The organism is Streptomyces sp. NPDC018947, from assembly GCF_044390505.1.
In the GTDB taxonomy this organism is placed as follows: domain Bacteria; phylum Actinomycetota; class Actinomycetes; order Streptomycetales; family Streptomycetaceae; genus Streptomyces.
Genome location: NZ_JBIRZD010000002.1, coordinates 300,406 through 313,106, shown reverse-complemented (window position 1 = coordinate 313,106; position 12,701 = coordinate 300,406). Strand labels below are relative to the sequence as shown.

10 protein-coding genes are annotated in these 12,701 nt (G+C 73.6%); 4 read left to right on the top strand and 6 right to left on the bottom strand.

Going from position 1 to position 12,701, the window contains the following annotated elements; genetic code table 11:
• Positions 1-26: 26 nt before the first annotated feature.
• From ACH499_RS06020 to ACH499_RS05995, 6 genes are read right to left on the bottom strand one after another with little or no spacing between them, the layout of a single operon-like run.
• Complete coding sequence (locus tag ACH499_RS06020; protein ID WP_356205805.1) at positions 27-761, bottom strand: dipeptide/oligopeptide/nickel ABC transporter ATP-binding protein; 735 nt, start codon at positions 759-761, stop codon at positions 27-29.
• Positions 758-1,717, bottom strand: a complete 960-nt coding sequence (locus tag ACH499_RS06015) for an ABC transporter ATP-binding protein (RefSeq protein WP_399014033.1) — start codon at positions 1,715-1,717, stop codon at positions 758-760. The genes ACH499_RS06020 and ACH499_RS06015 overlap by 4 nt, the downstream gene beginning before the upstream one ends.
• On the bottom strand, positions 1,686-3,452 hold the full coding sequence (locus ACH499_RS06010) for an ABC transporter permease subunit (protein WP_399014032.1): 1,767 nt from the start codon (positions 3,450-3,452) through the stop codon (positions 1,686-1,688). The genes ACH499_RS06015 and ACH499_RS06010 overlap by 32 nt, the downstream gene beginning before the upstream one ends.
• Positions 3,449-4,981: an ABC transporter substrate-binding protein gene (locus tag ACH499_RS06005; RefSeq protein WP_356205802.1), complete on the bottom strand. Its 1,533-nt coding sequence runs from the start codon at positions 4,979-4,981 to the stop codon at positions 3,449-3,451. The genes ACH499_RS06010 and ACH499_RS06005 overlap by 4 nt, the downstream gene beginning before the upstream one ends.
• A 53-nt stretch (positions 4,982-5,034) precedes the next feature.
• The gene (locus ACH499_RS06000; RefSeq protein ID WP_399014031.1) at positions 5,035-5,691 is read right to left on the bottom strand and encodes an HAD family hydrolase; all 657 of its coding nucleotides are present in this window, start codon (positions 5,689-5,691) and stop codon (positions 5,035-5,037) included.
• Positions 5,692-5,704: 13 nt separating this feature from the next.
• Positions 5,705-6,466, bottom strand: a complete 762-nt coding sequence (locus ACH499_RS05995; protein WP_399014030.1) for a DeoR/GlpR family DNA-binding transcription regulator — start codon at positions 6,464-6,466, stop codon at positions 5,705-5,707.
• A 503-nt stretch (positions 6,467-6,969) separates the two neighbouring features.
• Between ACH499_RS05995 and ACH499_RS05990 the strand changes: the two genes are divergently transcribed.
• The 4 genes from ACH499_RS05990 to ACH499_RS05975 are packed head-to-tail and all read left to right on the top strand — an operon-like array spanning position 6,970 to position 12,543.
• Complete coding sequence (locus ACH499_RS05990; protein WP_399014029.1) at positions 6,970-8,430, top strand: APC family permease; 1,461 nt, start codon at positions 6,970-6,972, stop codon at positions 8,428-8,430.
• Entirely contained in the window at positions 8,430-9,863 is a 1,434-nt protein-coding gene (locus ACH499_RS05985) for an FGGY family carbohydrate kinase (protein ID WP_399014028.1), read from the top strand. The genes ACH499_RS05990 and ACH499_RS05985 overlap by 1 nt, the downstream gene beginning before the upstream one ends.
• Positions 9,860-11,296 carry an NAD(P)/FAD-dependent oxidoreductase gene (locus ACH499_RS05980; protein ID WP_399014027.1) on the top strand — a complete coding sequence of 479 codons (1,437 nt, stop codon included), beginning with the start codon at positions 9,860-9,862 and terminating at the stop codon, positions 11,294-11,296. The genes ACH499_RS05985 and ACH499_RS05980 overlap by 4 nt, the downstream gene beginning before the upstream one ends.
• Entirely contained in the window at positions 11,293-12,543 is a 1,251-nt protein-coding gene (locus ACH499_RS05975) for an NAD(P)/FAD-dependent oxidoreductase (RefSeq protein ID WP_399014026.1), read from the top strand. The genes ACH499_RS05980 and ACH499_RS05975 overlap by 4 nt, the downstream gene beginning before the upstream one ends.
• Positions 12,544-12,701: the final 158 nt, after the last annotated feature.

The window sequence follows — 12,701 nt, the reverse complement described above, 5'->3', positions numbered from 1 at the left end:
CCCCTCGGATCACGGCCCGCAACGGGTCAACCGTCCCGGACCCGCGACGGAGTCGGTGCGGCGTGGCATCGATCGGGTGCGTCCGCGGGGACGGCGCGTCCGTCCCGCATGTCGATCACCCGGTCCGCGAAGTGCCGTACAACGGCCCGGTCGTGGCAGATGAAGAGGTAGCCGAGGCCCAGTTCGTCCTGGAGGTCGCAGAGCAGGTTCAGCACGCCGGCCCGTACCGAGGCGTCGAGCGCCGACACCGGTTCGTCGAGGACGAGCAGCCGCGGCCGGGAGGCGAGGGCCCGGGCGATCCCGGCCCGCTGGCACTGGCCGCCGGAAAGTTCGTGCGGACGCCGGTCCCCGTACGACGGGTCGAGGCCGACCCGGTCGAGCAGTTCTGCCACGCGGGCGGGTCCGTCGGTCCGGTCCCACAGGCCCTGCACCTTCAGCGGCTCGGCCACCGCATCGCGGATGCGGTGCCGGGGGCTGAGGGAGCCGTAGGGATCCTGGAAGACGGGTTGCATGCGCGGGCGCAGCGGCCGCAGTTCACGTTCGGTCAGCTTCGTCAGCTCACGCCCCTCGAAGCGGACCTCCCCGCCGTCCGGCCGGCGCAACTGGAGCACCGCGAGGGCCGTGGAGGACTTGCCGCAGCCGGAGGGACCGTCGAGGGCGAGGGTCTCACCGGCGTCCAGACGGAACGAGAGGTGGTCCACGGCGGTCACCCGGCCGTAGCGGACGACGAGTTCGCGGACGTCCAGCAGAGGAGGGTTCACACGAACTCCTGGAGAGGATCGGGCACGACGTCGGCCCGATGGCAGGCGACCAGGCGTCCGTCCACGTTCCGCGGTTCGGGTTCGAGGTCGCGGCACGGGTCCGCGGCCACCGGACACCGCGGCGCGAAGGCGCAGCCCGGCCCGAGAGCCTCCGGCGAGGCAGGGGTGCCGCGGAGCGCCGGCAGCCGGCGGCGCCGGGGGCCGTCCTGGGGGAGCGAGGCCAGCAGACCCGCCGTGTACGGCGCGCGCGGACGGCCCAGTACCCGTGGCACCGCGCCGAGTTCGGCCGCCCGGCCCGCGTACATCACCAGCATGCGGTCCGCGTGGGTGCGGACGACGTCGAGGTCGTGGGTGACGAGGACCAGCGCGGCTCCGACCGCCTCCCGCTGCTCGGCGAGGACCCGCAGCACCTGCTCACGGCGGTCCTCGTCCAGCGCGGTGGTCGGCTCGTCGGCGACGACGACGTCGGGCTCGTTGACCGTCGCCATGGCGATCACCGCGCGCTGCCGCATCCCGCCCGAGTACTCGTGGGGGTAGGCGCGCGCCCGACGCGCGGCGTCCGGGATGCCGACCCGGTCCAGTGCCGCCACGGCCCGGGCACGCGCCCGAGCGCGTGACAGGCCCCGCACCGACCGTACGGCGGCGGCGAGTTGGTCGCCGACCGGGTGGACGGGGGACAGGGCGGACAGGGCGTCCTGGGGAACGAGGGTGATCCGGCGCCCGCGCTCGGCGGCGGCATCGACGCAGCCCCGCAGCCGCACGCTGCCGCCGGCGGTCGCGCCGCGCGGCACCATGCCGAGCAGCGCACGGGCGGTGAGGGACTTGCCCGCGCCCGACTCCCCGACGACGGCGAACACCTCGCGCGGCCGGACGTCGAAGGACAGTCCGCGGACCGCCTCGACGGGGCCGAACGCGATCCGCAGGTCACGCACCGACAGCAGCGCCTCGGACGGCATGGGCGGCCTCCTTCCGTAGCGTGCGGACGGTCGTGCGACGGGCGCTTCGGCCCCGCGCGTACGCCGCCCCCGACACGGCAAGCCCGGCCAGCAGGGCCAGTGCGACGGCCGGGGCGAGGGCGGCCCACGGCGCGCGTTCCACGTAGGCGCGGGACTCGTCGAGGAGCAGACCCCACTCGGGCGCGGGCGGCTGGGCGCCCAGGCCCAGGAACCCCAGGGAGGCGAGGGCGAGGGCGACGCCGGGCAGCCGGAGCAGGGCGTGGCGGGCGACGGGAGCGGCGACGGACGGCAGGACGTGCCGGCCGAGGATCCACAGCGGCGGGGCGCCGATGGCGCGTTGGGCGGTCAGGAACGCCGACGCCCGCACCTCCTGCACCAGCGCGGCCGCGTGCGCCGCCAGGGGCGGCCAGGAGATCAGCGCGACGGCGAGGGCCGCGCCGCCGGTGCCGGGACCGGCAGCCGCCACGACCAGGATGCCGACGATCACGGGCGGCAGGGCGTTGGCGATGTCCGCCGCACCCGCCGCGATGCCGGGCAGAAAGCCCAGGGCCAGCCCGGCCACCAGGCCGAGCAGGCAGACCGCCGCCGCGGTGCCGACGGTCGAGGCGGCCCCGTGCCCGAGCCGGGCCAGGACGTCGCGGCCGAGGCCGTCGGTGCCCAGCGGGTGGGCCCAGGAGGGCGGGGCCAGCCGGGCGGCCGTGTCCACCGCGTACGGGTCGCGCAGCAGGCCCCAGCCGATCGCCGCCGACAGCACGGCGGCGAGGACGGCCGGGACCGCCGGGTGCGCCCGGACCGGGCGGGCCGGGGGCAGCGCGAGCCCGGCGTCGCGCAGGGCGGGACCCAGCAGGCGGCGCCGTACCAGGGCGGCCGACGCACCGGTGACCAGGCCCAGAGCGAGCAGGACGAGGACCGAGCCCTGGAGCAGCGGCAGGTCCTGCGACTTGGCGGCGCCCAGCGCGGTGCGTCCGATGCCGGGCACGGCGAACACGGTCTCCACGGCGACGGCGCCGCCCGTCAGTCCGACGGCGACCATCCCGAACTGCGGGACCAGCGGCGGCAGTACGCGGCGCAGCGCGGCGGCCGCGATCAGGGCGCGGCTCACTCCCGCGGCCCGCCACAGTTCCACCCACCGTTCGTCCAGTACGGCGGGCAGCGCGTCCGCGACGAGCCGCCCGAGCAGACCGCCGGCGGGGACGCCGAGCGCGAGGGCGGGCAGGACCATGTACTCCGGCCCCCGCCAGCCCGACGTCGGCAGCCACCCCAGCCACACTCCGCACACCAGCAGCGCCACGGTGGCCAGGAGGAACTCGGGAACGGCGGCGGCCATCGCGGAGAACGCGCCGGCCGATCCCCGCCCGCGCACCAGGACGGGCGCCGCCAGGGCCACGGCCAGAAGCACCGCCACGGCGAGCGCGGCGGCCATCAGGCCCAGCGAGACCTGGAGCCCGGACAGGACCGACGGGAGGACGTCCGTCCCCGACACCCAGGACGTGCCGAGGTCACCGCGCACCAGCCCGGCGGTCCAGTCGCCGAGAAGGGGGAGCGGTCCGGCGTCCAGCCCGAGGTCCCGGCGCACGGCGGACAGGGCCTCCGCGGTCGGCTCCTGCTCGGCGGACCGGGCACGCAGCACGGTCAGGGCGGGGTCACGGCCGGAGAGCCAGGGCAGCAGGCCGACGGCGGCCAGGACGGCGGCCAGGGAGACGGCGCGGGTCGCGCCCGCGGTGGACGGCCTCACTTGACGTGGGTGTGGAGCGTGACCAGTTCCCGCTCGCGCGGGTCGTGGGCCGCGCCGACCACGTCGGCGGCGTCGCCCTGGATCACGCGCTCGTGGAGCATCGGCACGGCCGCGTCGGTCGAGAGCACGGCGGCCTCGGCGGCGACGACGGCCCGGCGGCGAGCGTCACCGGTCGGCGTCGCGCCGGCCTTCCGCAGCGCCTCGTCGACGGCCGGGTCGGCGAGGTGGGGGATGTTGAAGGACCCGTCGGAGGCGAAGTCGCTGTAGAGGTACGCCGCCGGGTCGCCGGAGTCGAGGACGGTGGCCCGGGAGAGGACGAAGGCGTCGAAGGCGCCCGCCAGGGCGTCGGACTCGATGTTGGCGTACTCGCGGACCTCCAGCCTCACCGTGAACCCCGCCTTCTGCAACTGCTGTTGGAGCGCGGCGGCCACCTCGGGCAGTTCGGCCCGGTCGGTGAACGTGCCGATGGTGATGACCCGCCCCGCCGGATCGCCCGCCTTCGCGTGCCGCACCGGCTCGCGCAGGCCGGCCGCCCACGGCAGCGCGGGCCCGAGCAGCCCCTCGGCGACGTCGGCCCTGCCCTCGTACACGCCCTCCACGATCGACTCCGCGTCGATCGCCTCCCGGGCCGCCGCCCGCAGCGCGGGGTCCTTGAAGGCGCCCGATTCCGTGTTGAGGTAGAGGGTGTTGGTGCGCGGCATCGGGACCTCGGTGATCAGGTCCTCGTCCAGGAGGGCGGCCTGCGATACGGGCACCGCCTCCACGATGTCCGCCTCACCGCTGCGCAGGGCGGCGGCGCGCGCGGTGCCGTCGGGCACGAACGTCACGTCGATGCCGGGAGCCTCGGCCGTGCCGCCCCAGTAGCCGTCGTAACGGTCGAGGGCGGCGGAGGAGGTGCCGTTGACCTCGACCAGCTCGAAGGGGCCGGTGCCGGCGCCGACCGGGTTCACCGTCCCGCCCCGGTACGCCTTCGCCGCGAGGATCGACAACTGCGGGGAGCTGAGCCTCTGCGGGACGAGGGGGTCCTCCTCGGCGGTGGTGACGACCACGGTGCCGTCGGCCCCGGCCCTCACCGTCAGCTCGACGCCGTCGAGGATGCGGGGCTTGGGGGAGGCGCCGGCGGCCCGGGAGAGGGAGCGGACGACGGCTTCGGCGGTCAACCCGGTGCCGTCGTGGAACGTGACGCCCTTGCGGAGGGTGAAGGTCCAGCTCCGGCCGGACTGCTTCCACTCGGTGGCGAGCGCGGGCTTCGCGTCGCCGGCCGCGTCCAGCTTCACGAGTGTCTCCGCCGTGGACCAGCGGGACAGCTTGAACGCGTCGTCGGAGAGCGGGGACAGGGCCGAGCGCGGAGGCTGCATCATCGCGACGCGGATGCGCTCGCCCGCGTCGGCGCCGGTGGCTTCCGTGGAGGCGAAACAGCCGGTGAGCAGGGCGAAGGCGGCGAGGGCCGCGGGGAGGGCGAGGACACGCACGGGGGTCACTCCGGGTAAAGAGCCGGCCAAAGATCGAACGAGCAGTGACCTTAGCATGATGACAATCATTTTCAATCAGGCGTCCGGCCGCCCCGGGGCCGGAGTGGACTTCAGTTCCAGCGCACTTCGGTGATGCTGCGGGCGACCGCCGTCAGCCTCTTGAGGGAGCCGCGTGTGGCGTTGACCGCGATGGTCTGCCGGGCGACGCGTGCGAGGGGTGTGTCGCTGGCCGAGTCCGTGTAGAAGGAGGCGTGTTCGGGGGAGATCCCCTGGGCGCGCACGGCGTCGATCTTCGCCGCGCCGATGTTGTGTGTGGTCAGCAGGGGGCCTCGCGGAGTGAAGGTGAGGTGCGAGGCGGCCAGTGGGACGCCCTGGAGTCCGACGCCGTCGAGGAAGGCGCGGGCGAGCGTGCTTTCCGACGCGGTCGCCACGACGGTCGGGCCCTGGGCGAGGGCCCGTCGGCATCGGTCGACGGCCTGGGTGACGACGGTCGCGCCGCCGGCCATGGCGCGGCCCGTCAGGAGGGCTTGTTCCTCGTATTCCTCCGCTGTCATGCCGCGCAGCGCTCGCGCCACGACGGTGCGGTGCATGGCGGGCCGCAGGGCGCCGTCGACGCGGGCGAGCGACGCGGCGACGAAGGGGAGGAGGACGACGGGTATGCGCCGCGGGTGGGTCCTCAACCGGGTGCCGACGAGGGAGGCCATGGTGTCTTGTCTGGTCAGCACGCCGTCGAGGTCGAAGATCGACGCTGTGGTCCCGGAGGTCATGTGGGTCGGGCGGTCACGCGACGATCACGCTGCCGCCCGCCTGATCGAGCGCCGTCTGCAACTCGGAGGGGCACGGCTTGTCGGTGATCAGCGTGTCGAACCCGCTGAGCTCGCAGACGCGGTGCGCCGCGGTGCGCCCGAACTTGCTGGAGTCGGCCAGGACATAGCGCCGGGAGGCGTTGGCCAGCATGGCGCGCTTGGTGGCGACCTCGTCCAGGTGGAAGTCGGTGAGGCCGTACGGGGCGATTCCCCCGGAGCCCAGGAAGACGGCGTCGGCGCGCAGGTCGCTGAAGAAGTCGACGGCCTGGGCGTTGGAGCAGGCCAGATCTCCTCCGCGCAGCCGGCCGCCGCTGACCAGGACCTCGACGCGGGGTCGCGTGACGACTTCCGCGGCCACCAGCAGGGAGGGGGTGGCGATCACCCCGGTGTGGTCCATCGGCAGCGCGCGTGCCACCTCCAGGCTGGTCGTGCCGACATCGAGCACGATGGTCTGGTGGGGTTCGACGAGGGCCGCGGCCGCCCTGCCTATGGCCTGCTTCTCCTCGGCGAAGGTGCCGCTGCGTTCACTGAACGAGGCCTCCTCCCCGACGGGTGAACCCGCGGCGGTCGCGCCCCCGTGCACGCGGGTGAGCTCACCGCGGCGTTCGAGCAGGACCAGGTCCCGGCGGACCGTCTCGGGCGAGACGCCCAGCATCGTGGTCAGTTCGTCGGTGGTGACGAACTTGAGGCGGGAGATCTCGGCGACGATTCTGCGGTGACGCTCCGCGGCGAGCATGCGCGGCCTCCCTGTGACCGTTTCTGTTGATCGATGACCGAAGTCTAGGCGCTGTGCCCGGTGTCCCGGACCGCCGGGGAGGCCGGTCGCCCCCCGCGGCGCCTGCGATGGCGCCCCTGCCGCCCGGTTCTCACCGCGTCGGGTCCTGTGGGCGAAGCGCGGGCCGGATGCTGCCGGCGGGCGAACCCTTGACGACATCCGGGCAAAGGTCCACACTTTCAGGTGCCGCCGGTCAGATATCCACAGAATCGGTCAGCCGGGGTCCATGCGGAGCCCCGGCCGTCGCCCTGCGGCTGGTGACCGGCGCCGCGCAGGCTCCAGCGCATCCCTGCGGGGCGTGCCCACGGGCCGGACACCCACGGTCCCCGACCACCCATCCATCGGCTCACGCCGCGACGGCGAGGGCAGACTCACAGCAGGGACTCACGCCAATGGAACAGGCACAGACAGGCTCTACCAGACCGGGATCCGCCGGCCGGCCCGGTGACGGGCCGCAGCCGGAGATGGCACGCGAACTGGGGTGGTACGCCTCGTTCTCCGTCGCGTTCGGGTTCGTCTCGATCGCCACCGGCATCTTCACCACCTACGGCTCCGTGCTGGCCACCTCGGGCCCGCGCGGCATATGGGCCTGGCCCATCTCCGTGGTCGGCCAGCTCTCCATCGCCCTGGTCTTCGGTGCGCTGGCGGCCCGCATCCCGATCAGCGGCTACTCCTACCAGTGGGTGTCACGGATCGTCGGCCCGGTCTGGGGCTGGATCATGGGCTGGATCTCGTTCGCGTTCCTCGGCGTGGTCGTCGTCGCCGTCGACTACACGATCGCCTCCACGATCCTGCCCGAGCTGTTCCAGTACGTCGGGACCACCCAGAACGCCTGGGTGATCACGGCCGGCGTGGTGCTGCTGCAAGCCATGCTGGTGGCCGCCTCGACGCGCGTCACCCACAAGGTCAACAGCACGGCGGTGACGGCGCAGTTGATCGGCATGATCGCCCTCACCGTCCTGCTCTTCGCCGTCGGGTTCTTCACGGGCAAACTCGACTTCGCCCATCTCTTCGACACCGGCACGGTGCCCGAGAGCGGCTACTACGGACTCGGCGGCGGCACACACGCCGGCCCCTTCGCCCTGGCGTTCCTCCTGGGCGCCTTCACCATCGTCGGTTTCGAGTCCGCGGCGAACCTGGCCGAGGAGACCAAGAACCCGGCCCGCGTCATCCCCAGGGCGATGGTCCAGGCCGTGCTCTCCCTCGGCGTCCTCGGCTTCCTCTTCCTGATCGCCGTCACCGCGGCGGCCGGCCGCGTCGACGCCGCCGCCACGTCGGCCACACCGGTGGCCACGGTCATCACCGCCGTCCTCGGCTCCGTCGTCGGGAAGATCCTCCTGCTGCTCGTCGTGGTCTCGATCTTCTCCTGCGGCCTGGTCATCACCCTCAGCGGCACCCGACTGGTCTACGCGATGTCCCGCGACGAGCGCTTCCCGGGCTGGCGCCTGCTCGGGCGGATCCACCCGCGGACCGCCACACCGCTGAACGCCACCGTGTTCATGATGCTCATCGCCCAGGTCGTCCTGGCGGTGTTCTCCGGCTCCACCGACGCCCTGTTCCAGCTCTTCTCCGCGGCCACCCTGCTGCCCGCCGTCATCTACGCGGGCACCGTGGCGATGTACGCCGTCAAGCGGCGCTCCCTGCCGCCCTCGCGCGGCTTCACCCTGGGCCGGTGGGAGGTGCCGGTCCTGGTCCTGGCCGGCGTGTGGCTGGTGTACGAACTGCTCATCTTCCGGGACGCTTCGTTCCGGGGTCCCTGGACCTACGTCCTGGTGCTGTGCGGGATCGGCGCCGTCTACCTGGTGACCCTCATCGCCCGCCGCGGCCGCGCCGCCCTGACCATGCCGGACATGGCGGACGTCGACCGCGCCCTGGACAACGCCACCAGCGCCCCCGCGCGGGCGAGCACCGAAAGGACCTCGTGATGACCGCGATCCTCGCCATCGACCAAGGCACCTCGGGCACCAAAGCCATCGTCGTCGACGAGGAAGGCGCCACCATCGCCATCGCCGAGGAGACGGTCCGTCCCGCCTACCTGCCCGGAGGCGGAGTCGAACAGAACCCGCACGAACTCCTCGACTCCGTCCTCGCCGCCGGACGCCGCGCCGTGGCCATGGCCGGCCGCCCCGTCGCGGCCGTGGCGCTCGCCAACCAGGGCGAGACCGTCCTGGCCTGGGACCCGGCCGACGGAACGCCCCTGACCCCGGCCATCGTCTGGCAGGACAGCCGAGCCGCGAGCGTCTGTGCCGAACTGGCCGAGCACCGCGAGGACATCGCCCGGCGCACCGGCCTGGTCCTCGACCCGTACTTCTCGGCGCCCAAGATGACCTGGCTGCGCCGCAACCTCACCCGCGAGGGCGTCGTCACCACGACCGACACGTGGCTGGTGCACCACCTGACCGGCGAGTTCGTCACCGACGCCGCGACCGCCAGCCGCTCCCTCGTCCTCGACCTGGACTCCGCGAGCTGGGACGGACACCTCCTCGACCTGTTCTCCCTGGGCGGGGAGCGCCTGCCGCGCATCGTCGCCGGCGACGAAGTGGTCGGCACCACGCGCGCCTTCGGCCAGGAGGTCCCCGTCGCCGGACTGATCGTCGACCAGCAGGCCGCACTCGTCGCCGAAGCCTGCCTGGAACAGGGCACGGCCAAGTGCACCTACGGCACCGGCGCGTTCCTCCTGGCGAACTCCGGCCTCGACCCGGTGCGCTCCAGCGGGGGACTGACGACATCGGTCGCCTGGCAGGCGGCCGGGCAAACCCTGTACTGCGTGGACGGCCAGGTCTACACCGTCGCCTCCGCGGTGCGCTGGCTGAAGGACCTCGGCCTCCTGCGGTCCGCCACCGACCTCGACCAGTCGGTCGCCGAAGACAGCGAGGGCGTCCTGTGCGTACCGGCCTTCGCCGGTCTCGCCGCACCCTGGTGGGCCTCCGAAGCCACGGCCTCCCTCACCGGCATGACGCTGGCCACCCGCCGCGAGCACCTCGTCCTCGCCGTGCTCCAGGGCATCGCCGCGCAGGTCACCGAACTGATCGCCCTGGTCGGCCGCGATCTGGGCCGGCCCCTCGGCCGGCTGCGCGTCGACGGCGGCCTGACGAACTCCGCCGCCCTCATGCAGGCCCAGGCCGACATCGCCCAGATCCCCGTCGACGTCTACCCCAACGCACACGCCACCCCCCTCGGGGCCGCCGCGCTCGCCCGCTGTGCGCTGGAGCCGGCCCTCGGCCTCGAAGAGGCGGTCGGAGACTGGCGGCCCACGACCGTCTACGAACCCCGCTGGTCCGCCGACCGGGCCCAGGAATTCCGCACCGTATGGGCGCGGGCCGCGCAGGCCCGGGCCGCCAAGGGAGATCACTCATGACCGCCACGCCCCACACCCAGCTCCCCGATGTCTTCGACATCGCGGTGATCGGCGGCGGGATCGTCGGCGCGGCCATCGCGCGTGAACTGTCCGGATTCGACGTCTCCGTCGCCCTGGTCGAGGCCCGCGACGATGTCGGCGACGGCACCAGCAAGGCCAACACCGCGATCCTGCACACCGGCTTCGACGCCAAACCCGGCACCCTCGAATCCCGGCTCGTCGCCCGCGGGTACCACCTGCTCAGCGACTACGCCAAGGCCACCGGCATCCCCGTGGAGCAGACCGGCGCCGTCCTGGTGGCCTGGAACCAGGAAGAGCTCGACGCCCTGCCCGGCCTCAGGGAGAAGGCCGAGGCGAACGGCTACGAGCACTGCCGCATCGTCGACGCCGACGAGGTCTACGGCGTCCTTCCCGACCTCGGCGACGGCGTCCTGGGCGGTCTGACCGTCCCCGGCGAGTCCATCATCTGCACCTGGACCACCAACCTCGCCCTGGCCACGGACGCCCGCCGGCGCGGCACCACCATCCTGCTCGACCACGCGGTGACCGGCATCGAGCAGGACGACGACACCACGACCCTGCACACCAAGGGGGGCGACGTCCGGACCCGCTGGACCGTCAACGCCGCCGGCCTGGGCGCGGACCACATCGACCGCCTCTTCGGCCACGACCGGTTCACCGTCACTCCCCGCCGCGGCGAGCTGTTCGTCTTCGACAAGCTGGCCCGCCCCAAGGTCAACAAGATCGTCCTGCCCGTCCCCTCCTCCCGGGGCAAGGGCGTCCTGATCTCCCCCACCATCTACGGCAACGTCATGCTCGGCCCCACCGCCGAGGACCTCACCGACCGCACCGACACCGCCACCTCCGAGGACGGCTACGAGTTCCTCCTCACCAAGGGGCAGCGGCTCATGCCCAGCCTGCTCACCGAGGAGGTCACGGCCAGCTACGCCGGACTGAGGGCCGCGATCGACCACGGCGACTACCTCATCGAGGCCGGCCCCGAGCAGCGTTACCTCCTCGTGGGCGGCATCCGCTCCACCGGCCTGACCGCCGGCATCGCCATCGCCGAGCACGTCCGCGGCCTGCTGCAGGAAGCCGGCCTGACCCTGCGCGGCCGCAGCGACCTGCCCGACGCCCCGCGCATGCCCAACATCGGCGAAGCCACCACCCGCCCGTACCAGGACGGCGAACTCATCGCCGAGGACCCCGCCTACGGCACCGTCGTCTGCTTCTGCGAACGGGTGACCGAGGGGGAGATCCGCGACGCGTGCCATGCACCGGTCCCCGCCCGCTCCCTGGAGGGACTGCGGCGGCGCACCCGGGCCATGAACGGCCGCTGCCAGGGCTTCTTCTGCGGCGCCGCCGTCGCCGCACTGCGCGCCCAGCACCACACCCACGACGGCTGCAGCAACCAGCACAAGGACAACCGATGACCGATCAGCCCACCGTGATCCAGCCCGACGTCCTCCTCGTCGGGGGCGGGCCCGCCGGGCTCACCGCTGCCGCCGAACTCGCCGAGAGCGGGGCCGGCCACGTCCTCGTCGTCGACCGCGAGCACGAGGCCGGCGGCATCCCGCGCCACAGCGACCACACCGGATACGGACTGCGCGACCTGCGCCGCGTCATGACCGGCCCCGCCTACGCCCGCCACCTCGTGAGGCGCGCCGAGCGGGCCGGAGCCGAGATCCGCACCCGCACCATGATCACCGGCTGGGCCGACGAGCACACCCTCGACGTCACCAGCCCGGAGGGCCGCTACCGGATCCGCCCGCGGGCCACCGTCCTGGCCACCGGCGCACGCGAACGGCCCCGCGCCGCCCGCCGCATCCCCGGTGACCGTCCCCACGGCGTCTACACCACCGGCCAGTTGCAGAATCTCGTCCACCTCCACCACCAGAGCGTCGGCGAGCGAGCCGTCGTCGTCGGCGGAGAACTCGTGAGCTGGTCGGCCGTCATGACCCTGCGCGAAGCGGGCTGCACCCCCGCACTCATGGTCAGCCAGTACCCCAGGGCCGAGTCCTACGGCGCCTTCAACGCGGCGGGCCGCACCGTCCTCGGTGTCCCCGTCGCCACCCGCAGCCGCGTCACCCGGATCATCGGCAAGGGCCGCTGCCAGGCCGTCGAGATCGAGCACCTCACCACCGGCCGGCGCCGCACCGTCGCCTGCGACACCGTCGTCTTCACCGGTGACTGGATCCCCGACCACGAACTCGCCCGCGCCGCCGGCATCACTCTCGACGAAGGCACCCTCGGCCCCCTCACCGACACCGCCCTGCGCACCAGCCGCCCCGGTGTCTTCGCGGCCGGCAACGTGCTGCACCCCGTCGACACCGCCGACGTCGCCGCCCTCGACGGCAAGCACGTCGCCCGGCAGGTCGCCGACCACCTGCGCGGCATCCCGGCCCCGGCGACCGGGGTCCGGCTGATCGCGGACGCCCCCTTCCGCTGGATCGCACCGCAGATCCTGCGCCCCGGCGATCCCGCCCCGGCCCGGGACCGCCTCCTGCTGTGGACGGACGAGTTCGTCCGCTTCCCCAGGATCACCGTCCGCCAGGACGGCCGCGTCCTCACCCGCCGCACCCTCGCCTGGCCTGCCGCCCCCGGACGAGTCTTCCGCATCCCCTCCTCCGTCCTCCAGGGCGTCGCGCCCACGGGCGGCCCCGTCCGTATCGGCCTCTGAATCCTCCGCCCGCCGGCGTCGCGCGCTGCCGGGCGGGACCAGGGCCCACAGCAGACGCCACGAGGCATGGCGCGCCGATCGTGACAGCTCCGACCACCACACGAATCGACGAGGTCATGGTTGCGGACTACATACCCGTGGGGCGGTGTCGCAGGGAA

Excerpts from the sequence above, each read along its gene's own strand:
- ACH499_RS06005 (WP_356205802.1), bottom strand. The coding sequence starts at position 4,981 with ATGCTAAGGTCACTGCTCGTTCGATCTTTGGCCGGCTCTTTACCCGGA.
- ACH499_RS05990 (WP_399014029.1), top strand. The coding sequence starts at position 6,970 with ATGGCACGCGAACTGGGGTGGTACGCCTCGTTCTCCGTCGCGTTCGGG.
- ACH499_RS05975 (WP_399014026.1), top strand. The coding sequence starts at position 11,293 with ATGACCGATCAGCCCACCGTGATCCAGCCCGACGTCCTCCTCGTCGGG.
- ACH499_RS06015 (WP_399014033.1), bottom strand. The coding sequence starts at position 1,717 with ATGCCGTCCGAGGCGCTGCTGTCGGTGCGTGACCTGCGGATCGCGTTC.
- ACH499_RS06000 (WP_399014031.1), bottom strand. The coding sequence starts at position 5,691 with ATGACCTCCGGGACCACAGCGTCGATCTTCGACCTCGACGGCGTGCTG.
- ACH499_RS05985 (WP_399014028.1), top strand. The coding sequence starts at position 8,430 with ATGACCGCGATCCTCGCCATCGACCAAGGCACCTCGGGCACCAAAGCC.
- ACH499_RS05980 (WP_399014027.1), top strand. The coding sequence starts at position 9,860 with ATGACCGCCACGCCCCACACCCAGCTCCCCGATGTCTTCGACATCGCG.
- ACH499_RS05995 (WP_399014030.1), bottom strand. The coding sequence starts at position 6,466 with ATGCTCGCCGCGGAGCGTCACCGCAGAATCGTCGCCGAGATCTCCCGC.